Annotated in this window: 15 protein-coding genes; 4 read left to right on the top strand and 11 right to left on the bottom strand. The window is 66.8% G+C overall.

The window, feature by feature from the left end; all coding sequences use genetic code 11:
• Positions 1 to 70 precede the first annotated feature (70 nt).
• Positions 71 to 859, top strand: coding sequence for a DUF1206 domain-containing protein (locus QE363_RS09155; RefSeq protein ID WP_309694582.1), 789 nt, complete (start codon positions 71 to 73; stop codon positions 857 to 859).
• Between the two features lie 31 nt (positions 860 to 890).
• On the opposite strand, the gene QE363_RS09150 is transcribed toward QE363_RS09155, so the two are convergent.
• From QE363_RS09150 to manD, 3 genes are all read right to left on the bottom strand, one after another.
• The gene (locus QE363_RS09150) at positions 891 to 1,946 is read right to left on the bottom strand and encodes a patatin-like phospholipase family protein (protein ID WP_309694580.1); all 1,056 of its coding nucleotides are present in this window, start codon (positions 1,944 to 1,946) and stop codon (positions 891 to 893) included.
• Positions 1,947 to 2,083: 137 nt separating this feature from the next.
• Positions 2,084 to 3,400 carry an MFS transporter gene (locus QE363_RS09145; protein ID WP_309698163.1) on the bottom strand — a complete coding sequence of 439 codons (1,317 nt, stop codon included), beginning with the start codon at positions 3,398 to 3,400 and terminating at the stop codon, positions 2,084 to 2,086.
• Between the two features lie 10 nt (positions 3,401 to 3,410).
• Complete coding sequence (gene manD / locus QE363_RS09140; RefSeq protein ID WP_309694578.1) at positions 3,411 to 4,622, bottom strand: D-mannonate dehydratase ManD; 1,212 nt, start codon at positions 4,620 to 4,622, stop codon at positions 3,411 to 3,413.
• Between the two features lie 202 nt (positions 4,623 to 4,824).
• Between manD and QE363_RS09135 the strand changes: the two genes are divergently transcribed.
• The 3 genes from QE363_RS09135 to QE363_RS09125 all read left to right on the top strand — a co-directional run bounded on the left by QE363_RS09135 (position 4,825) and on the right by QE363_RS09125 (position 10,525).
• Positions 4,825 to 6,918, top strand: coding sequence for an alpha-glucuronidase family glycosyl hydrolase (locus QE363_RS09135; protein ID WP_309694576.1), 2,094 nt, complete (start codon positions 4,825 to 4,827; stop codon positions 6,916 to 6,918).
• Between the two features lie 308 nt (positions 6,919 to 7,226).
• Positions 7,227 to 7,382, top strand: coding sequence for a hypothetical protein (locus QE363_RS09130; RefSeq protein WP_309694574.1), 156 nt, complete (start codon positions 7,227 to 7,229; stop codon positions 7,380 to 7,382).
• On the top strand, positions 7,379 to 10,525 hold the full coding sequence (locus QE363_RS09125; RefSeq protein WP_307098017.1) for a TonB-dependent receptor: 3,147 nt from the start codon (positions 7,379 to 7,381) through the stop codon (positions 10,523 to 10,525). The genes QE363_RS09130 and QE363_RS09125 overlap by 4 nt, the downstream gene beginning before the upstream one ends.
• 117 nt (positions 10,526 to 10,642) lie before the next feature.
• Here the strand turns inward: QE363_RS09125 and QE363_RS09120 are convergent, their stop codons facing one another.
• The 8 genes from QE363_RS09120 to QE363_RS09085 all read right to left on the bottom strand — a co-directional run bounded on the left by QE363_RS09120 (position 10,643) and on the right by QE363_RS09085 (position 20,890).
• Complete coding sequence (locus QE363_RS09120; protein WP_309694570.1) at positions 10,643 to 13,582, bottom strand: TonB-dependent receptor domain-containing protein; 2,940 nt, start codon at positions 13,580 to 13,582, stop codon at positions 10,643 to 10,645.
• Positions 13,583 to 13,785: 203 nt separating this feature from the next.
• Positions 13,786 to 16,554 (bottom strand): DUF3857 domain-containing protein, encoded by a 2,769-nt coding sequence (locus QE363_RS09115; protein WP_309698161.1) that lies wholly within the window; start codon positions 16,552 to 16,554, stop codon positions 13,786 to 13,788.
• 177 nt (positions 16,555 to 16,731) lie between these two features.
• Entirely contained in the window at positions 16,732 to 18,348 is a 1,617-nt protein-coding gene (locus tag QE363_RS09110; RefSeq protein WP_309694568.1) for a DUF5597 domain-containing protein, read from the bottom strand.
• An 88-nt stretch (positions 18,349 to 18,436) separates the two neighbouring features.
• Positions 18,437 to 18,628 carry a hypothetical protein gene (locus tag QE363_RS09105; protein WP_307098013.1) on the bottom strand — a complete coding sequence of 64 codons (192 nt, stop codon included), beginning with the start codon at positions 18,626 to 18,628 and terminating at the stop codon, positions 18,437 to 18,439.
• Between the two features lie 72 nt (positions 18,629 to 18,700).
• On the bottom strand, positions 18,701 to 18,913 hold the full coding sequence (locus QE363_RS09100) for a cold-shock protein (RefSeq protein WP_307098012.1): 213 nt from the start codon (positions 18,911 to 18,913) through the stop codon (positions 18,701 to 18,703).
• Between the two features lie 133 nt (positions 18,914 to 19,046).
• Positions 19,047 to 19,430: a hypothetical protein gene (locus QE363_RS09095; RefSeq protein ID WP_309694565.1), complete on the bottom strand. Its 384-nt coding sequence runs from the start codon at positions 19,428 to 19,430 to the stop codon at positions 19,047 to 19,049.
• Between the two features lie 216 nt (positions 19,431 to 19,646).
• Positions 19,647 to 20,336, bottom strand: coding sequence for an anti-sigma factor domain-containing protein (locus QE363_RS09090; RefSeq protein ID WP_309694563.1), 690 nt, complete (start codon positions 20,334 to 20,336; stop codon positions 19,647 to 19,649).
• On the bottom strand, positions 20,333 to 20,890 hold the full coding sequence (locus QE363_RS09085) for a sigma-70 family RNA polymerase sigma factor (protein WP_309694562.1): 558 nt from the start codon (positions 20,888 to 20,890) through the stop codon (positions 20,333 to 20,335). Before QE363_RS09085 ends, QE363_RS09090 begins: the two co-directional genes overlap by 4 nt.
• Positions 20,891 to 21,006 lie beyond the last annotated feature (116 nt).

Genomic DNA, 21,006 nt, shown 5'->3' with positions numbered 1-21,006 from the left:
ACCCGAATACGTCGTTCCGATCCGGGAACGAGATCGCCTTGCCCTTGTTTTCGTGGGCAAAGGAGATCGCATGAACGCCAATTCGCGCCTGACCGCCCTCACCCGGATCGGCTTTGCAACGCGCGGCCTGCTCTATCTCGTCATCGCCTTTCTCATCCTTCGCACCGGCAGGGCCGAGGACCCCAGCGGCGCCATCGAGTATCTCGGGCGGGGCGGCGGCCAGATCCTGCTGGGGATCATCGCCGTCGGTCTGGTAGCCTATGGCATCTGGCGCCTGGCCGACGCCGCGCTCGACATCGAGCGTCACGGCACCGATCGTAAGGGCGTGATGGAACGGGTCGGCGCGGGGGTCAGCGGTGCAGTGCACCTTTTCCTGGCGTGGCAGGCCGTTGCGGTGATGCGGGGCGCGGCCCTGTCTGGGGACGGCACGCGCGAAGGGGCGCGAACGGCGCTTCAGCTGCCCGGCGGATGGGCGCTCGTGCTGGTCGGGGCGGTGGTGCTGGCGGCGCTGGGCGCGGTCCAGCTGGTCAAGGCGACGAAGGGGTCTTTCCTGCGCTATCTGGACGCCTCGGTCGCGCGGCAACGCTGGGTGCAGTGGAGCGGTCGCGCGGGATATGCGGCGCGCGGGCTGGTGTTCCTGATCAGCGGCTATCTGCTCGCACGGGCCGGGATCGAGGAACAGGCGGGCGAGGCCGGCGGCATGGCGCGGGTCCTGTCATGGCTGACCAACCCGTTCGACCTGATCGTCGGCGCAGGGTTGCTGGCGTTCGGGCTCTTCAGCCTTGTCGAGGCGCGCTATCGGCGGCTGCATGACGTGCCCGTCGACGCGGCGATCCGGCGGGCGACCAGCTGGCATTGATCGGCCCGCGTCCCGCGCAGCGATGGGGGGATCAGGCCGCCACCGCCTCGGGCAGATCGTCATCGGTCAGGGTCGAGGACCGGCGGAACTGACCGGCATTCTCGTCCAGCCACGCCGCCGCCGTCGCCCGCCCCAGATCGCGCAGTTCCTGGATCTTGGACCAGCGGGTGTCGAGCTTGCTCGCCGAGCCGCGTTCGGCCAGCGCGGTCGGGGCGGCCATCATGTGCAGATTGGTCGCGGCCAGCGCCTGCATCGCCGGATCGGACGAGCCTGCGCTGCGGGCGATGGCCTGTACTTCGGTCAGCGCCTTCAGGTCGCGCAACAGGCAGGCGTTGAAGCCGATATCGCTCATCCGCCCGATGATCCCGCCCAGCGAGGTCGGCGCCTCGTCCACCCCGAAGGGGGTGATCTGCACGATCAGCAGGTCGGTCGCGCCATGATGGTCGAAGATCAGCGGCTCCAGCGCGGGGTTGGCGGAAAAGCCGCCGTCCCAATAGTCCTCGCCATCGATCGTCACCGCCGCGAACAGATCCGGCAGGCAGGCGGACGCCATGATCGCATCGACCGTGATCTCGTCGTCGCGGAACAGGCGCGCCGCACCGTTCGACACCGCAGTCGCAGCGATATAGAGCGGCAGCGCCCCGTCGCGCGTCAGGGCGCTCAGATCGATGCTAGACGACACCACCTGGCGCAGCGCCCGCATCTCGCGCAGTTGTGGAGAGAGATGCGCCAGATAGCGGCTCATCATCTTCGACATTTCGAGCGAGCGCCGGAACCACGGCTCGAACAGCGGCCCGCCCCATTGGTGATCGAAGGCGCGTAGCGGCGATCCGTGCGACACCGCCTTCCACAGCCGCTCCAGCCCCGCCAGCGCGCCGTCCCGGCCGCCGATGGCCAGTCCCGCGACCAGCGCGGTGCCGTTCAACGCCCCGGCGCTCGCCCCGCTGACCGCGACGATGTCGATGTCCTCCTCCAACAGACGCTCGATCACGCCCCATCCATAGGCGCCATGCGCCCCGCCGCCCTGCAGGGCCAGCCCCAGCCGAGGACGAGCAGAAGAGGTCGAAGGCGATACGGTGTCGATCATGGCGGGCTCCCGAAAGGCGTCCCCATGGGTCTGCGACGACCCATGGTCCGCTTGGGGATGCAACGAGCGCCGCCCAATTTGGATGCAGTGCAGCATAAAACCGGCCCATGGCCAGGGCGGTCACGCCCCGTCCCGCGTCAGTCGCGTGTCCTCCCGATCCGGACGTCCCGATAGCGCGGGTTGAGCAGGTGGAAGACCAGCAGCGCGACCAGATAGGCCAGGCCGCAGGCGATGAAGAAGGGCTGGTAGCTGCCCACCCTGTCGAGCAAAATGCCCAGCGCCTTCGACGCGATAAAGCCGCCGGTCGCCCCGGCAAAACCGCCCAGCCCGATCAACGTACCTTGCGCATAACGGGGGAACTGGTCGCCGGGCAGCGCGAAGAGATTGGTCGAGAAGCCCTGATGCGCCGCGCAGGCCAGGCCGATCATCGCCACCGCGATCCAGATGCTGCTCGCCTGCGCCGCGAACATCACCGGCAGCGCGAACAGCGCGCAGAAGAACATCGCCCGCTTGCGCGCGCGCCCGGTCGCCACCCCGGCCTTCAGCAGCCGTGACGAATACCAGCCGCCGACGATCGCACCGACATCCGCCATGATATAGATGGCGACAAGAGGCGGCCCGAAGCTCTTGAGATCATAGCCGTAACGGCTGTGGAAGAAATCGGGCAGCCAGAACAGGAAGGTCCACCACACCGGATCGATCAGAAAGCGCCCGGTCATATAGGACCAGGCCTCACGATGGCGCAGGACGGTGAGGAATCCGGCGCGACCGCTCGTCTCGGCGGGCTCGGTCTCGATCCAGGCGCGCTCCTCGGGCGTGATGCGCGGATGGGCATGGGGCGGGTGATAGAGCCGCCACCAGGCCGCCAGCCAGACGAGGTTGAACAGCCCCGTGATGATGAAGGCCCAGCGCCAGTCGAGCACCAGATCGGCGACGATGAAGCCGATCAGCAGTGGTGTCACCACCGCCCCGACATTGGCCCCGGCGTTGAAGATGCCGATGGCCAGCGCCCGTTCCTTCTTGGGGAACCATTGCGACGCGGCAGCCAGCGCCGAGGGATAGGTCCCCGCCTCCCCGAAGGCGAGCGGGATGCGGGCGATCACGAAGCCGGTGGTCGAGGTGACGAGCGTCTGCGCGAAATGCCCGATGGTCCAGCTGCCCATCGCCAGCAGATACCCGGCGCGCGGCCCGATCCGGTCGATCAGCCAGCCGAACAACAGGAAGCCGATACCATAGGCGACCTGGAAATAGCCGGTGATGTCGCCGTAACCGCTATTGGTCCAGCCATAGAGCGCGGTCAGCTGCGGCTTGAGCACGCCCAGCACCAGCCGGTCGATATAGCTGAGCACCACGGCGGCGAAGAGCAGGCCGCAAATCACCCAGCGGACCCGCCCGCGCGGCGGCGGCACGGCGTGCGCGGCGGTTTCGGGGGCGGTCGCGGCGGCGTTGGCCATGTCGCTCATCTCACCAGCTCCACAGGGTGCCGTCCTCCAGCCGGTTCACCGGCAGATAGGCGCGTTTATAGGGATAGGTTTCCGCCAGTGCCTCGTCGATCTCGACGCCCAGCCCCGGCGCCTCGCCCGGATGCATCATCCCGTCCTCGAACCGGTAATGATGCGGGAAGACCGCGTCGGTCTCGTCCGTGTGCGGCATATGCTCCTGGATGCCGAAATTGGGGACCGACAGTCCGAAGTGCAGCGCCGCCGCCATGGTGACGGGCGACAGGTCGGTCGCGCCGTGGCAGCCGGTGCGGACCTGATACAGATCGGCGAGCGCGGCGATCCGTCGCAAATGGGTCAACCCCCCGGCATGGACGACGGTGGCGCGGACATAGTCGATCAGCTGGTTCTCGATCAGATGCTTGGCGTCCCAGATCGAGTTGAAGATCTCGCCCACCGCGATCGGCGTCGTCGTATGCTCGCGGATCAGGCGGAACGCATCCTGGTTCTCGGCCGGGGTCGCATCCTCGATCCAGAAGGGGCGATAGGGCTCCAGATCCTTGCCCAGCCGCGCCGCCTCGATCGGGGTCAGCCGGTGGTGGACGTCGTGGAGCAGTTGCACGTCCCAGCCCAAAGCCTCGCGCGCGGCGGCGAACAGTTCGGGGACGATGCGCAGATATTTCTCGGTCGACCAGACGCTCTCGCTGGGCAGGTCGGCATCGGCGGGCTCGTAACGCTGCCCCGCCTTGGCGACGCCATAGGTGGAGGCCAGCCCCGGCACCCCGCATTGCAGGCGGATCGCGCGATAGCCTTCGTCGCGGTGGCGGATCGCTGTGGCGACCGTGTCCGCGATGCTGGTCCCGTTGGCGTGGCAATAGACGAGGCAGGCGTCGCGCGCCGCGCCGCCCAGCAGCTGATAGACGGGCAGTCCGGCGATCTTGCCCTTGATGTCCCACAGCGCCATGTCGACCGCCGCGATTGCGGTCATCGTCACCGGGCCGCGCCGCCAATAGGCGCCCTTGTAGAGATATTGCCAGATATCCTCGATCCGGTGCGCGTCGCGCCCGATCAGGCAGGGGATGACGTGATCCTGCAGATAGCTGGCGACGCTGAGTTCGCGGCCGTTGAGCGTGGCGTCGCCCAGGCCGGTGGTGCCGTCGTCGCACTCGATCTTCAGCGTGACGAAGTTGCGTCCCGGAGAGGTCACGATCAGGCGGGCGGAAACGATCTTGGGCATGGCGGCGTCCTTCAGGCGACCAGAAGCGCGACAGAAGGATGGCTGCGCAAAACGGCATGGCGAATCATTCGATGCCTGCGGCTCATGACGGCCCTCTCCTGTCAGGCAGCCGGTCTGACCGGACTTGCCAATTGGTCTGATAGCGGTAACGTGCGGGTCAAGCGTCGGCTTGTCAATCGCCGACACATCGGGAGAGCATGGCATGAAACGGATTCGCGCATGGGCCACCGCGCTGTCCCTATCCTTGGTGGCATTGCCCTTTCCGGCGATGGCGGACGATGGCTATGCGCTGTGGCTGCGCACCGCCGCACCTTCGGTCGGGCGGGCGGATGTCAGAGTGTCGGGCACATCCCCGACGCTGGAACTGGCGGGCTCCGAACTGAGGCGCGCCCTGCCCTCGGGCATGCCGCCCGTCATGGTGGCGACCGCATCGGACCCCGCCCTTCGCACGCTGCGGCTGAATTTCGGCGGGCTGGGCGAGGAAGGGTATCTGGTCCGCCCGGTGACGTTGCAGGGCCGGACCATGCTTCTGGTCGCGGGCAACAGCGATCGCGGCGCGCTCTACGGTGCCTTTGCGCTGCTCCGCCATCTCGCCACCGGCGGAACGGCCGATCGGGTCGAGCTGCGGTCCGCGCCCAAGGTGAAGCTGCGCGTGCTGAACCATTGGGACAATCTCGATGGCTCGATCGAGCGCGGCTATGCGGGCCAGTCGCTATGGGACTGGTGGACGCTGCCCGACTTCCGCGATCCGCGCTATACCGACTATGCCCGCGCCAACGCCTCGATCGGGATCAACGGCACCGTCCTGAACAACGTCAACGCCAAGGCCGACAGCCTGACCGCGCCCTATATCGCCAAGGCGGCGGCGCTGGCCGATGTCTTCCGCCCCTGGGGCATCCGTGTCTATCTGTCGGTCAAATTCTCCACGCCGATCGAGTTGGGCGGACTGAAGACCGCCGATCCGCGCGATCCGGCGGTGGCGGCCTGGTGGAAGGCCAAGGCGGACGAGATCTATCGCGCCATCCCCGATTTCGGCGGCTTTCTGGTCAAGGCCAATAGCGAGGGGCAGCCGGGCCCGCGCGATTACGGGGCCAGCCATGCGGACGGCGCCAACATGCTGGCCGCCGCCGTCAAACCCCATGGCGGCATCGTGATGTGGCGCGCCTTCGTCTATGCGGAGACCGATCCCGAGGATCGCGCGAAACAAGCCTATACCGAGTTCAAGCCGCTGGACGGCAAGTTCGCCGACAATGTGCTGGTGCAGGTCAAGAACGGCGCGATCGACTTCCAGCCGCGCGAGCCCTTCCACCCGCTATTCGGCGCGATGCCGCGCACGCCCCTGATGATCGAGTTCCAGATCACCAAGGAATATCTCGGCTTCGCGACCCATCTCGCCTATCTCGGCCCGCTGTTCACCGAGGTCCTCGACGCGAAGACCGGGTGGAAGCCGGGCGAGACGGTCGCCGATGTGGTCGACGGCGCGGCGGAGCATCATGCGCTTTCGGGCATGGCGGGCGTCGCCAATATCGGGCGCGACCGCGACTGGAGCGGATCGACCTTCAACCAGGCCAATTGGTACGCCTTCGGCCGCCTCGCATGGGACCCCGACCTGTCGGCGCAGGCCATTGCGCGCGACTGGGCCGAGCAGACCTTCGGCACCGACGGTCAGGTGGTCGACACGGTCACCGCGATGATGATGGGATCGCGCGAGGCGGTGGTCGACTATACCGGCCCGCTCGGCCTCGCGCATCTGATGGCGACCGGCCATCATTACGGGCCGGGGCCATGGGTGGCCGATCTGGCGCGCCCCGAATGGAACCCGGCCTATTATCACCGCGCCGATGCGGGCGGCATCGGCTTCGACCGGACCGCCAAGGGCAGCAATGCGATCGGCCAATATGCCGCGCCGGTCGCCAAGGCCTTCGCCGACCCGGCAACGACGCCCGAGTCGATGCTGCTCTGGTTCCACCACCTGCCCTGGGATCGCCGCATGGCGAGCGGGCGCACTCTGTGGGACGAGATGGTCGCGCATTATGATCGCGGCGTTGCCTATGTCGGCCAGATGCAGCGGCAATGGGACATGCTGCGTCCCAAAATCGATGCCGAACGCTGGCAGAAGACCGCGACCTATCTCGCCATCCAGGAAAAGGAAGCCCGGTGGTGGCGCGACGCGAGCCTGGCCTATTGGATGTCGGTCAACCATCGCCCCCTCCCCGCCGGGGTCCGCGCGCCCGAGCATGACCTGGCCTGGTACAAGGCGCGGAGCTTTCCCTACGCGCCGGGCCAGGCGCACTGACCGGAGGCGGAACGAGGCCGGACCATCGCGACGCCTTTGGTCCGGCCGCCTGTAGGGCGTCGGAGCCGGCGGACGGCATGACCGGCCCGCCTTACAGATCCCTGCGACGACCGCGCCGCGATCACGGTGCCCGCGAACGCCGGCCCGCAATCGATAACAGCTTGCAGACGGGCAAGAATCTTCGCCGGGATGCTTTGGTCTAGCCAATTTCATTTGACTTACAGACCAATAGGCCTGACGATACCGCTATCAACGAAGCCGCATCAGACGGTTGTGAGGGGAAGCGGAATGACATCCATGGCATCATCATGCCCGACCCGATCGGGCGTCACGCGGCCCGCATCATCGGCCGCCGCCTTGCCGCACCGCTCGCCCGACGCCTGATCGCCCCGACCGCCATCAATATTCGAATAGCCGCATGTCCCGGCGAAGGGCAGCGGACCGACCGAGAGGACCTGACATGAGGACTGTGCCCCCCATCCGCCTGCGCCGCCTGGCCCTGCTGTGCGCGACCGCCGCCGGTGCCATGAGCGCTTCGACCGCGCTCGCCCAGGCGGTGCCGCCGCCGCAGGAACAGGTTCCCGCCGACGGCCAGGACAATGGCCCGTCGACGCCCCCCGCGCCGCAGACCGACCAGACCCAGGGCACGACGAGCGAGGACATCGTCGTCACCGGCTATCGCTCGAGCCTGGCCAAGTCGACCAACGCCAAGCGGGCCTCGACCGGCTTTACCGATTCGATCTTCGCCGAGGATATCGGCAAGTTCCCCGACACCAACATCGCCGAGTCCTTCAACCGCATTCCGGGCGTGACCATCACCCGCGACGTGACCGGCGAAGGCACCAACGTCGCCATTCGCGGCCTGGGGTCGAACTTCACCAACGTCACGCTGAACGGTGCGCCGATCGCCGTCGCCTCCTCGGGCGCGACCGACGCGCAAGGCACCGACCGCTCGGTCGACCTCAGCTTCTTCCCGACCGACCTGTTCACCAAGCTGACCGTGAACAAGAGCTATACCGCCGACCTGCTCGAAGGCGGCGCGGCGGGCAACATCGACCTGCGCTCGGCGCGGCCCTTCGATCGCCAGACCTCGTTCGTCGCCTATAACGTCCAGGCGTCCAACCAGACGCCCGAGGACCGGATCGGGGCGCGCGGATCGCTGATCGGCAGCTGGCGCAACGACACCGTCGGCATCCTGGCGGGCGTCTCGGCGCAGCGGCTGTTCACCGACACGCGCGGCTTCGAGACGATCGGCTATACCAACCCCGCGCTGACCGCCGCGCAATGCGGCGCGACCAGCGGATGCAACAGCACCGGCGGCGGCAACTGGACGATCCCGTCGGTCGTACCCGCGGGCGCGGGCGGTGGCCTGGTCGCAGGCACGACGATCGACCGCAACTTCCTGCTCGCCAACAATCCGGGCGCGACCATCCAGCAGATCGACAACGGCCTGCTGCCGCGCCTGGGTCGCGTCACCAGCATCCGCGGGCCCCGCGACCGCATCAACGCGATCGTCAGCGCCGAATATCGCCCCACCGACCAGCTGCATTTCTACATTGACGGCCTGTACGGCTTCAAGAAGAACGAGCTGACCCGCGAGAACATGGCGTGGATCGTCCGCAACGGCGCGATCATCCCGACCAACCTGACCTTCGACAAGGCGGATTGCAGCGCGGGCTGCACCGTGACCGGCGGCACCTTCGCCAATGTCCAGTTCTTCAACGAATTCCGCCCCTATACCGAGACGACGCACCTGTTCAGCGTCAATCCCGGCGGCGAGTGGGAGATCAACGACAAGCTCAAGCTGAACATCCAGGGCAATTACGCGCGCTCGACCTTCCACCGCGAAAGCCCGACCGTCGGCATGACCACCCCGCTGGGCGCCGGCAACACCGTCACCTATTCGAACGACGGCGGCATCCCGACGATCACCAGCGCGCTCGACCTGAACGATCCGAAGAATTTCGGCTGGAATGCGGGCAGCCGCGTCAACCTCCAGGACGAGCGGCGGCTATACATCAACAAGGGGATGCGCGGCGACCTGACCTGGGGCGACACCGCGCTCAACGTGAAGATCGGCGGCGCGTTCGACAATACCGCGCGGCGCATCCGGGGCTTCGACAACAGCCAATATTGGCAGAACGCGGTGTGCGGCAACAATCCCAACGTCGCGGTCCCCTCCCCCAATTCGCAGCCACCCTGCGAGGGCCTGAACGCGCCCGGCGCGGCGCCCGCCGGCTATCCCACCTATCCGGGCTATGGCACCGGCTATACGGCGGGCATGAGCGGGCCGGTCAGCTATGGCGGGTCGCTGATCCCCAACAGCGCGGCGTCGAGCTATCTGATGCCGGGGCCGGCCGGGTTCGTGACGGTCAACTGGCCCGCCTTCGCCAAGGCGAGCAACTATCAATTCTATCACGACAACGCCCCCGAAAATGGCGGCGCGAACACCGGCGCGAGCGCGGGCTATATCCGCGAGATCGTCAAGTCGGCCTTCGCGACCGTCAACGGCGCGCAGGAACTGGGCGGCAACACGCTGCGCTTCAATGTCGGCGTGCGCTACGTCAACACGATCCAGACGATTTCGGGCCGCGTCTCGCTGCCCGATCCGCGCAACACGACCGCCTCGGGCGCCTCGCTGCCCGATGGCAGCCGCTATCCCAGCATCGTGAACATCGCCAACACGCGCAACGTCTATTCGGAATGGCTGCCCGCCGCGACGCTGGCCTATGACATTGGCGAGCATGCGGTGGTGCGTGTCGCGGGCTCGCGGACGATGACCCGTCCCGATCCGTCGGCACAGCTGCCGGGCGTCAATTTCGGCGCCCCCTCGGCCGACCAGGCCTCGATCGGCAATCCGGCGCTGGCGCCCTATCTGTCGACCAATCTGGACCTGGGCTTCGAATATTATACCGGGCGGGAGGGCGTGATCAGCTTCAACGCCTTCCGCAAGTCGATCGAGGGCTTCACAACGACCGCGATCTCGACGGTGCCCTTCTCGAACCTGGCGCAATATGGCATCACCTATGACACGCTGAACTCGACGCAGCAGATCGCGATCAACGCGCGCGGCGGGCCCAACCAGGCGCAGGTGCAGGTCACCTCGCAGGTCAACGTGCCCAACAAGCTGACCATCAACGGCCTGGAATTCCAGTGGGTCCAGCCGCTCGACTTCCTGACCCGCGCGATCGGCATCACCGGCTTCGGCTTCAACGCCAACGCCACCATCGTCGACCAGCGCAGCGACGGCCCCGCCGTGGCGTTCGGCGTCGCGCCCTTCACCTACAACATCACCGGCTATTACGAGAAGAACGGCGTGATGCTGCGCGTCGCCACCACCTCGCGTCAGGGCGCGCAGAATAGCGGCGCGGCGCAGAACGGCATTCCCAATGCCGCGCTGTTCGGCACCGACTTCACCACCTATGACTTCTCGTCGTCCTTCGACCTGGACAAGCTGTTCGGCATGCCCGGCGCGCCGCAGCTGACCATCAACGTCGCCAACTTCACCAACGCGACGCTGCGGTCCTATTTCCAGTTCGAGAACGCCACCTTCACCCAGTACAAGCCCGGCCGCCAGTTCCTGATCGGTCTGCGCGGAACGTTCTGACCCTCTGCTTCGGCAGGCCCGGCGGAGCCGATCGGCTCCGCCATCCTCTCCCGACAAACTTCGGGCTCCTTCCACATCGGTGGAAGGAGCCCGTTCTTATTCCGGCAAAGACGATCGTCAGAACTTGACGGTCGCCCCCACGAAGATGCGGCGGCCCAGCACGTCATAGACGCCCGGATAGGTGTTGCCGTTGCCGAACAGGTTCAGCACACCCGAAGCGAGGGCGGGCGGGCTCTTGTCCAGCAGGTTGTTCGCACCGATCCGCAGCGTCAGGTTGCGATCGACCTCGACCCCCGCCGTCAGGTCGAAATAGCTATAGGCGGGCAGGCGCGAGTCGATCGGATCGGCCGCGCCGGTCAGGAAGCTGTTGCTGGAGGTCGTCGACAGCTTGGTCTTGTCGATGTAGCGCCAGTTGAACGACAGGCTGGTCTTGGCATCGGGCTTCCACGTCACGCGCAGATTGTGGCGCCAGACCGGATTGGGCTGGCCGCAGGCATAGCCGAACAGCCCCTTGCAGTCATAGCTGTCGCCGGTCGGCAGCGGCTGCGTCGCCTGTTCGAACAGATAGGTGCCGATGAAGTCGGCATAGAGGCGACCCAGATTGCCGATCGGCACCATCGCATTGGCCGCCAGGTCGAGGCCCGAGGTGCGCAGATAGCCGGTGTTGAGCGTCGTCGAGGTGACATAGCCCGTGCCAAAGATCGAGCCGGTCACCGGATCGCGGTGGAACAGCCCGCAATAATAGGGGCTACCGGTCGAGAAGCACTGGCTGATGATCGTGTTCGTATCGATCGTGCCGATATAGTCCTTCACCTTGATGTTGAAGTAATCGATCGACACCGACAGGTTGCGCCCGCCACCCGGCGTCAGGACGATGCCCGCCGTATAGGTGTCGGCCGTTTCCGGCTTCAGGTTGCGGTTGCCGCCCGACTGGCCGGTGCACTGGTCCGACGGACATTCGATGACGAGGCGGCTGTTATACTGCGCCGCGGTCACGCCGGTCAGCTGGCAGGCGGACAGCGAGGCGGTCGGCTTCGCACCAGCGCACGGGTCCTGAGCGTTGACATTGCCCAGCGACAGGTTGGAGAACAGCTCGCTGATATTGGGCGCGCGGATCGCATGGTTGAAGCTGGCGCGCAGGCGGATCGGGTCGATCACCTGCCAGCTGAGCTCGCCCTTATAGGTGAAGGCGTTGTACCGCGACGAATAGCCGGTCGAACGCTGGTTGTTCTTATAGGCCGAATAGCGGAAACCGCCGTTGAGCGTCAGCGACTTGCCGATCGCGGAGTCCTGCACGATCGGGATCTCGATCTCGCCGAAGCCCTCATTGACCGCGATGATGCCGTCCGAGTCCTGCGTGCCCGCCTGCTTGGCCACCTCGTCGCCGGTGAAATATAGCGTCTCACGACGATGCTCGCCGCCCAGCACGATGCCGACGCCGTCGCGCGCCCAGGGGCTGGTGATGCCGAACGTGCCCAGATCGCCCGAGATCGAGCCCGAGACGACGTTCAGGCCATAGCGGCCCCAGGTCGTCGTCGGCGCGTAGAGATACTGCGCCTGCTGGCCGGTCAGACCGCCCGCCTGGAAGACGTTGATCGGGGTACAGGCGGTATCGGTGCCGTTGAGCACCGACTGGCAGACCGCCCCGCCCTTGCCGTCCGGCACGGCGAGCAGCGCGCGCTGCGCCTTCACGACATTGACGTCGTTCATATACTGCTCGTCATAATGCGCGGCCGAGCGCAGAACGCTGACGTCATAGTTGAAGCCGTGGCCGATATCGCCGCGCACACCGACCATCGAGCGGTAGTAATGATGCTGGAGGTCGTCGCGACGCGGCAGGGTGCCGCTGCCGCCGAGGCGATAGCCGACCAGCGTGTTCTGCGTCGTCGCGGTGCCGGCGGCGGCGCCGCACAGCGCCTGTTGCTGGCTGGCGCTCATCAGCGGGTTGTTGCAGGTCACGGCATAGGTCTGGCCGAACCAGAGCGCGGAGGGAGCGACCTGCGAGAAGCTGCGGTCGTCCATGTACATGAAGCTGCCATAGATTTCCGCCGCCTTCGAGATGTCGAGGTGGAGGAACGCACCGGCATTGTACCGCTCGCCGCTGCGCTGGATATAGTTCAGCGGCGCGTAATTATAGGTGTAGCTGTTGTCATAGGGCACCCAGGTCTTGGTGCCGTCCTTGCTGTTGGTCAGCTTCTGACCTGCCAGCGGACCGGCGAGCGGCGTGAAGGTGCCATAGGGGGTGTTGCTCGACCCGCCACAGCTGAAGGTCGTCAGTTCGCTGTTGAGCGCGCAGGCCGACACGTCGCGGGTCGACTGGAGCACCGGCTCGGTATGGCGATAGCCGCCGAAGACGGTGATGTTGAGCCGCCCGTCGAGCATCGTCTTGCCGAACGCGGCGTTGATGTCCTGCTTGGCGCCGTCGAACACATGTTCGGGTGCGGTCTGATAGCCGCGCGCCGACACGATCCCGCGCAGGAACTGGTTGTCGTTGGTGTGGTCGGCGATGCTGGTCTGCGCATCCAGGCGGAAGCCGTCCAGCTTGTCGCGCAGGATGAAGTTGACCACGCCCGACAGCGCGTCCGAACCATAGACCGCCGACGCGCCGCCGGTGACGACATCGACCCGCTCCACGATGGCGGAGGGGATGAAGTTGAGGTCCATCGCCTGGGTCGGCAACAGGCGCTGGCCGTTGACCAGCGTCAGCACGCGGTTCGAGCCGAGGTTGCGCAGGTTGATCTGCGCGGTGCCGTTCGACCCGTTCGAGACATTCTCGTTCGCGTCCGCCGTGAACTGCGGCAGGCGGTTGAGCGCGTTCTCGATATTGTTGGTGCCCTGAAGGGTCAGTTCCTGCGAGCTGACGCTGGTCAGCGGGCTGTTGCTGGTCAGGTCGGGACGCTTGATGCGCGTGCCGGTGACGACGACGTCCTCGCCCGCCGCCGCGTCATCGGGATTGCTCAACCGCGTCTGCTGCGCCGCCGCGCCGTTCGCCGTCACCAATCCGGTCGCCAGCGCAACCAAAGCGGCCGATCGCCGCCAGTTTCTGCCATATACCATGTTAGATGCCCCCTTCCGAGCAATTTTGCGTCTGTTCTCCCGTTTCTGCCAACTACATTATACGATATTCAGTCAATCGAAAATTTCTTTATTTATTGGTGGATGTACGAAAAAAGCCGGACGGCGGACCGTCCGGCTGGGAAGAAACGCTGTCGGCGTTGCGGGGCGGGTCTATGGCAAAGGCCCGACCCGCTGTTTCAGGTTCAGGGCTTGATCCCCCAGCGGGCATAGGTCGCATCGACCTGCGGATCGAGCAGCCGGGCGTCGCGCAGATCGGCGGCCGCCTCGCTCGCCTTGCCCAGCCGGGTCAGGACGACGCCGCGCATGAACAGGCTCTCCGCGCTCTCAGGACGCTGGTCGAGCGCGGCGTTCAGGTCGGTCAGCGCGCGCGCCTGGTCGTTCTGGCGAAAATACACCATCGCCCGGCTGTCGAGCGCCATCGCGCTGATCTGTCCGCCCATCTCGATCGCGCGGTTGCAGTTGGCGAGCGCGGTTTCCAGCCCGAAGTTCAGCGTCCCCGCCGTCCAGCAGCGTTCGTTGAGCAGACGGCCATTGTCGGGCTCGCGCTCCATTGCCTGGTCGATCGCGGCCAGCGCGGCGTCGCCCTTGCCCGCCGCTGCCAGCACCTCGGCCTTGGCCATCAGGACGCCGGTCAGGTTCTCGCCGCCTTCCTCGACCTGCGGCTCGATCATCGCGAGCGCGGCATCGCCCTGCCCCGCCCGCGCCATCACCAGGCCCAGACGCTGGAGATAACCGATATTGCCGGGGTCCAGATCGCGCGCCGCCTTCAGGTCGGCGATGGCCGACGCCCGATCGCCCAGCGCCAGATGCACATTGGCGCGGTCGAAGAGATAGGGCGCGCTCGCCTGGATGGCGATCGCCTTGTTCCAGTCGGCCAGCGCCTGCTGGCGGTCAAGGATATGGCTCTGGAACTGCGCGCGGGCGGCATAGCGTTCGGGATCGTCGGGCCGCTCGGCGATCAGCGAGGCATAACGCTGGAGCACCGTGTCATACAGATGCGCACGCCGTGCCGCTTCGATCCCGCGCCACGGGCCGGGATAGCCGGGCTGGGTCCGCACCATCATCCGCTTGTTGCGCAATTCCGCCAGCCGCGTCCGTTCGGCCGGGAAGTCGGCGGGCGCGATCTCGGCGCCGCTGGTCAGGCGCTCGGTCCGCACCGTCAGCAACGGGCCCGCCAGGGTCGTGGTCGTCTTGACCCGCCCGCCGGGCAGCGCCGCGTCGAGGGTCGCGGGCCCTTCGATCTCGAAGCCCTGTCCATCGCCGGGCAGGCGGACCGAATAGGTGAGCAGCGCATGGCTGGGATTGCCCGTCGCGACGGGAACATCCTTCCACGCCTCGCGCGAGCGGTCGGGCAGGCGGAGATTGGAGAAATTCTCGGTCTGGTCGCTATAGCGGCGCTGCGCGTAATTCCAGGACGGGTTCGCGATCCCGCTCAGCGCCACCGTCGCCGTGCCCGCCGCATCGTCGAACGTGACGTTGCTGTCGGTCAGGACGATGCGGTCCTCCCCGCCGCGCGGGGCGACATGGCCGAACAATTCGCGCAGCTTCTGCTTGTCCAGCCCGCTGGCCAGCGTCTTGATCTGCCCGGCGACACCGCCGCGAAAGGTCATGCGGATGTCGGCGGGGGCGGCGATGTTCAGGCCGCCGCGCTGGTCGACATTGAGCGTCGCCTCCATTTCGGGGCGCGCGGGGGCGCGACTGGGCATTTCGACCAGCTGCGCGCCCTCGGCCCGCAGCGGCAGGACCCAGCGGAACGGCAGGCTGTCGCCCAGATCCTCATATTGGGTGCCCGCGCCCGTCCCGTCGAGCCACAGCTTCTCGCCGCTGACCGTCGCGACGACGAAGATATGGTTGAACGCCGCGAACGAAGGCAGCCGCCGCGACACCATGTCGCCCCCCTCCATATTGGCGAGCGCGGGTTCCGCCTCGATCCCCAGTTCGTGGAGCATGGCGAGGAGCAGCAGCGTCTTGGCCTTGCAGTCGCCATAGCGAAGCGACCAGGTTTCGGTCGGTTTCTGCGGGACATAGTTGCCGTTGTTCATGCCGTTGAACAGATAACGGACCTTGCCCTGCACCAGCGCCAGGGCGGCGGCGACACGGTGGCGGGGGTCCTTTTCGGCGGCGGCGATCCGGGCGACCTCGACGGCGAGCGGACTGCCCGCCGGGATCAGTCCGTCGGTCTTGTAAAGCGTCACCGCGACTTTCGACACGCTCGGCCAGTCGGCGAAGGTCGAAGCCTCGACAAAGCCGGGCCGTGCATAGCGTCCCGGCGCCTGCGGGGCGATGTCGGGCTGGCGCGGGAAAGGCTGGGCGAAGACCAGTTCATGCCAGCCATTGGCATCGCCGACCACGGGATCGGCTCCGGTCAGATAGGCGCGCCACTGGACCGCCGATTTCTGCGGCCAGAGCAGGCGCGCGCGCGAAAAACCGATCTTGACCGGTTGCGCCAGCAACGGCGCATTGCCCATGCTGTTGCCCATCAGGCTGGGGTCCTTGACGGTACGCGATGCGCGCACGTCGAGTATGTCGCCCTCCCGCAACCCCTCGACCGCCAGCGTCGCGGTGAGCATCCCGTCCATCGACATCCGCTCCAGCCCCTGTTCGCGGCGCAGGACGGTGAACTGCTTGCCTTTCAGCGCATCGATCCGCTCCCCGTCGCGGATGATGTCGACGCCGTGGATGATCAGATCGCCATGCGCGGGTTGCCAGGACAGGCTGATCGTCCCCGCCTGCGACAGCGCCTGGACCGAATTGGCGCGCGTGGCCTGTTCGAAATAGGACCAGCTCATCCCATCGCCCAGCCGCACCTGCGCGTCGGCGATCAGCGTCGCGGGACTGTCCGCCGTCAGATTCTTGGTATCGGGGGTTGGAGCCAGCTTCACCCAGTCCGGCACCGGCTGGTAAAGAGGTTTGTCGCTCGCCTGCACAACACTTGCCGACGACAACAGCATAGTCACCAGTAACGCACGTCCGAACATTATCGTCCCCACCCCAGGAAGGGGCCGAGCGTAGCGACTTTCCATGACGCCTCAATCGGCACAGGCAAATTTTTCTTGCCTGACGAAATTGTCATGCCGGTACATATTTATGAGCCGCGCCGCCTGAACCGTCCGCGCGCCCGGACAAGGTCAGCGATAGCGCCCCATGACGACCTTCAGGACGACGGGACGGTCGACGATGTTGATGCCGTAATCGGTCTGGTCGCCATTCCACAGCCGGTCCATCACCCAGCGGCCCTCGGTGAAATGCCCCTCCTCGACCCGCAGCACCATCGCCCTGGGATCGGGGGTCGCGGGCTCGAAGCGGACGCGGACATGGTCGGCGGTCATCAGGAATTCGTCGCGCGACAGCTGGATCACCGCCAGCCCGCCGACCGGCTCCTTCCCCCAGGGGGCGGGCTCGGACTTGAGCCAGCTCCAGCTTTTCTCCCCGAACTGCCACTGGCCGAAGCTGCCCTGGATCGACCAGTCGCCCATCACCGTCTTCACGTCGGCGCCATCGTCGGGCTTGGACGCCCCCCAGGTCGGATGCTCGAACGCCAGCCGCGCCCAGTCGCGCATCACCCCCGCCACCGCGCCATAAGGCCCGGCAAAGGCATCGAGCGTCGCCGCATCGAGCTTCGTCGCGCCCAGCGGATAGTTGAAGAAGCCGGTGTCATCCATGCCGAACGGCGCAAAGCCGATCGCCCCACGCCCCAGCGCGTCGTAGAAATAGCGGCCGAACTCGCGCGCATTGCCGATCTCGGGCACCAGCAGCGGATTGTCGGGCCGGGCAAAGGCCTTGAGATACAACGCGACATTGCCGCTGGCGCGGTCATAGATATCGGGGGCCTCGGCATCGATGGCGGGGGCCGCGACCTTCCAGATGTCGAGCACGTCCTGCTGCGGCCCGCCGCTCGCCACCCCGTCGGGGTCGGGCACGTTGGACGGACCCGCCAGCGCGGCGTTGACGTACATGGGCAGCGGCTTCACCGCCTTGCCCGCCGCCGCGATCTCATCGATGAAACGCGCGGTATACCAGGTGTTGAAGGCGCGGTCGGCCTGCGTCCCGAACACGGCGCTCCACGTCCCCGGCCGCTTGCCCAACTGGCGGACCAGCATGGCGGGGACCGGCCCGGCGAACAGCCGCTGTGCCTCCGGTCCATAATCGCGCGGGTTGCGATAGCTGCCGACCTCGTTTTCCGGCTGGACCATGATGACCGTGTTCTGCGGATCATGATCCTTCAGATAGGTCATCAGCCGGACGAAGGCGCGCTTGTCCGCCTCCAGCGTCGAACGGAACATCGGCGACAGGACGTAATGGTCCTTGCCGTCGCGCGTCTTCATCCGGGGAAAGCGGCGATTGTCCAGCTTGACCCAATCGGGGGTATAGCCGGGCGAGGTGTTCTTCCACGTCCCGAACCACAGCAGCACGACCCGCTTGTCATGCGCGCGCGCCTGGTCGAGCAGGGTCTGGACGAAGGAAAAGTCGAAACGCCCCTCCTCCGGCTCGACCTGTTGCCACGCCACGGGGATCTCGACGGTATTGGCATGGATGCGGTCGAGCACCGGCCAGACCTGCGGCAGGGCGGCGGCATAGTTGCTCGAATTGTTGACCTGCCCACCCAGCATCAGGAAAGGCCGTCCATCGACGATCAGCGCGTGGCGGCCGTCGCGGGTCGCGATGCGGGGGATCTCGGTCGACCGGGCACCCGCCGGAGCCGCCGCCGCCAGCGCCAACAGAGCTGTAACCAGTTCACGGCGCATGACTTTTCCCTTCCCATCATCCGCGATCGATCGCGTTTGCGCGCTTGTGCACGGCTTGATGGTGGGGATCAACCAGCGGAGGCACCCTTTACGGGCAGATGGCGGTCACCGTCTGGACCCGCGCGTCGCGCGCGGCCTCGGTGCGGAGCGAGCGTTGCGCCATGGCGGACCAGGCCGCCTCCGCGCGCAGACAGCGTTCGCGCACATTGGCCAGGTCGGAGGCCGCCGCCTGGTCGCGGCAATCGGCGGCACGCTGCTGATAGAGTTCGGAATCACGCATGGCAGGATCCTTTCCGACACCAACATCAGGAACAGGCGGGACCGGACTATCGGGCCCCGCCATCGATACGCGTCAGTCGACCGGTTGCAGGTTGACCGCCGCCATCTTGCCGCGACGATCCTGCTCCAGCTCGTAACCGACACGCTGGTTCTGCTGGAGCGTAATCATACCCGCACGCTCGACCGCCGAGATATGGACAAAGGCATCGGTGCCGCCATTATCGGGCGCGATGAAGCCATAGCCCTTGTCCATGTTGAAGAATTTGACGGTGCCGTTCTGGCTCATGATATTTCCTTCGGATCACGGTCTGCCGAGGATCGGCGGACCCGGATGCCCGGGCAGCAGGGAAAGAAGGAAAAGGGGGCCGCAAAGCGCCGAGAACCGTCGATATGCGACTAAAGCCCCGATGATATGGGGATCAGGCCGCCATTCCGCAACCATGCGCCATCCGGGGCGGCGGCGCGGCGAGTCGGTAATCCCCCGCGATCCGCAGGATTTCGGCGGGCGTGTAGATTATGTCCGCAGCGCCCCGATCGTCCTGCGGCGCCTCTCGCCAGCCGTCGATCTCGGTCATGCGGACCGGCCGGCGGGCAACCAGCCCGATCCAGTGCGCCAGCAACACATCGAGTTCGCGAAAGCCGTTGGCGGTCACCCGGTGGCGGACGATATGGTGACGATCCGACAGCCCCCGGCGGTCGGCGCTCCATAGCGGCGCGATCCGTTCCTCCACCACGCGGATGCCGTCCATCAGCGCGCGATAGGCGCGGTCATGGTCTTCGATGCTCGAAGGGCGCCGGCTCATGGGCAGCCCATCCGCCGCCAATAGCGCCGCCGAAGCCAGCGGGTCACGAAGCGTGCGATCATGCGCCGCCCGGTCCGTCGAGGAATAGGATCACCAGGTTGCTCCGACGCGACAAGCGGGAGCACAAGGTCTCTCAGCCGCCAGCGCTTGCGGTCGTCAAACCGGCGATGCCACCGACTAGCATGTCCGCCCCCACCCGTCGCGCTGTTTCTGCCGTCACACCGGCGTCCATGCGCCGGTCGCCACCACCGGCCCGGTGGGTAGCGGCCCCGGCGCGCCGCCAACGGGCTCGATCGAGATGGCGATGGTCGCCCCGACCCGCATCCGGTCGCGAAGCGCGCGAGACAGGGCCAGCCGGGTCGCCCCCCGATCCGCCATCAGGCCCAGCGAATGCGGCACGCCGTCCGCCCCGATGATCCAGAGCTGCGCGCTCCGCCCCGCCCGGCGCTGGTTAGCGGCGTCCAGCGACAGGCGGCCGGTCGCGGGGTCATAGAGCGCGGCGATCGGCCCGGCCCCGTTGTTCGCGACGATCGTCGTCAACAGCGGCGACGGCGGAGCCACCTCGGGCCCGCGCATGGCGACGAACAGCAACAGACAGGCCGCCACCAGCCCCGACAGCGCTGCCAGCCCCTGCCACATCCGGACCGACGACCGCTGCTGCGGCGGCGCGCCGAAGATGGTCGCCTCCAGCCGGGCGAGCCCGTCCGCCGGAGCCGCGACTTCAGGCCAGGCCTCGAACCAGAGCGCGAAACGATCGCGCCACCACGCCGCCTGGGCCGCAAAATCGGGATCGGCCAGCATCCGGCGGAGCGCCGTCGCCCGCTCCTCCCCCTCCAACAGCCCCAGCGCCAGTTCGGCGGCCATCGCGTCGGGTTCGTCGCCCGTCATGGTCGGTGGCGGTGTCATCGCTCCATGCAGTCCTTCAGGCGGATCAGGCCGCGGCGAATCCAGGTCTTCATGGTGCTGAGCGGCACGGCGGACCGATCGGCCAGTTCGGCATAGGTGCAGCCGTCGAAAAAGGCGGTGCGGATCGCGTCCCGCGATCGCCCTTCCAGTTCGTCGAGGCAGCGGCCCAGGCGATGCGATTCCTGCGCATCCTCGACGACCGTGCTGGCGATGGGGGCGTCGTCGACCAGCACCGGCTGTTCCTCGATCGGCGAGGCCCGGTGCCGCCCATGCGCCCGCCGCCAGTCGATCGCCCGGTTGCGCGCGATCGTCGCCAGCCAGGCCAACGGGCTGGCGGGTCCGGGCTCATAGCCGCCCGCACGTTTCCAGACGGTCAGATAGACGTCCTGCAACACATCCTCGGCCGCCTGGCGTTCACCGCAGATGCGCAGGCAGATGCCGAACAGTCGCGCCGACGACAGGCGATACACCTCCCGAAAGGCCGCGCGATCCTCCTGCGCGGTGCGGAGCAGCGCCTCGGCGAGACGCGAGCGGCTATCCTCTTCGATCACCATGATGCTGGTCCTTTGGCGGCAAACTATCCTATGATATTTTTGGATGCCACCAAAATGGCTTAGGCGCCGTTGTGTGACATAATGACCGCCAGCCGCGCTGGCCTGTCGACCGGGCC

It is taken from the genome of Sphingomonas sp. SORGH_AS_0870, assembly GCF_031453175.1.
In the GTDB taxonomy this organism is placed as follows: Bacteria; Pseudomonadota; Alphaproteobacteria; order Sphingomonadales; family Sphingomonadaceae; genus Sphingomonas.
This window is presented reverse-complemented; position numbering and strand designations above follow the sequence as displayed.

Bases quoted from the DNA above. Each gene is read 5' to 3' on its own strand.
- QE363_RS09155 (WP_309694582.1), top strand. From the start codon at position 71: ATGAACGCCAATTCGCGCCTGACCGCCCTCACCCGGATCGGCTTTGCA.
- QE363_RS09150 (WP_309694580.1), bottom strand. From the start codon at position 1,946: ATGATCGACACCGTATCGCCTTCGACCTCTTCTGCTCGTCCTCGGCTG.
- QE363_RS09145 (WP_309698163.1), bottom strand. From the start codon at position 3,400: ATGGCCAACGCCGCCGCGACCGCCCCCGAAACCGCCGCGCACGCCGTG.
- manD (WP_309694578.1), bottom strand. From the start codon at position 4,622: ATGCCCAAGATCGTTTCCGCCCGCCTGATCGTGACCTCTCCGGGACGC.
- QE363_RS09135 (WP_309694576.1), top strand. From the start codon at position 4,825: ATGAAACGGATTCGCGCATGGGCCACCGCGCTGTCCCTATCCTTGGTG.
- QE363_RS09130 (WP_309694574.1), top strand. From the start codon at position 7,227: ATGCCCGACCCGATCGGGCGTCACGCGGCCCGCATCATCGGCCGCCGC.
- QE363_RS09125 (WP_307098017.1), top strand. From the start codon at position 7,379: ATGAGGACTGTGCCCCCCATCCGCCTGCGCCGCCTGGCCCTGCTGTGC.
- QE363_RS09120 (WP_309694570.1), bottom strand. From the start codon at position 13,582: ATGGTATATGGCAGAAACTGGCGGCGATCGGCCGCTTTGGTTGCGCTG.
- QE363_RS09115 (WP_309698161.1), bottom strand. From the start codon at position 16,554: ATGCTGTTGTCGTCGGCAAGTGTTGTGCAGGCGAGCGACAAACCTCTT.
- QE363_RS09110 (WP_309694568.1), bottom strand. From the start codon at position 18,348: ATGCGCCGTGAACTGGTTACAGCTCTGTTGGCGCTGGCGGCGGCGGCT.
- QE363_RS09105 (WP_307098013.1), bottom strand. From the start codon at position 18,628: ATGCGTGATTCCGAACTCTATCAGCAGCGTGCCGCCGATTGCCGCGAC.
- QE363_RS09100 (WP_307098012.1), bottom strand. From the start codon at position 18,913: ATGAGCCAGAACGGCACCGTCAAATTCTTCAACATGGACAAGGGCTAT.
- QE363_RS09095 (WP_309694565.1), bottom strand. From the start codon at position 19,430: ATGAGCCGGCGCCCTTCGAGCATCGAAGACCATGACCGCGCCTATCGC.
- QE363_RS09090 (WP_309694563.1), bottom strand. From the start codon at position 20,336: ATGACACCGCCACCGACCATGACGGGCGACGAACCCGACGCGATGGCC.
- QE363_RS09085 (WP_309694562.1), bottom strand. From the start codon at position 20,890: ATGGTGATCGAAGAGGATAGCCGCTCGCGTCTCGCCGAGGCGCTGCTC.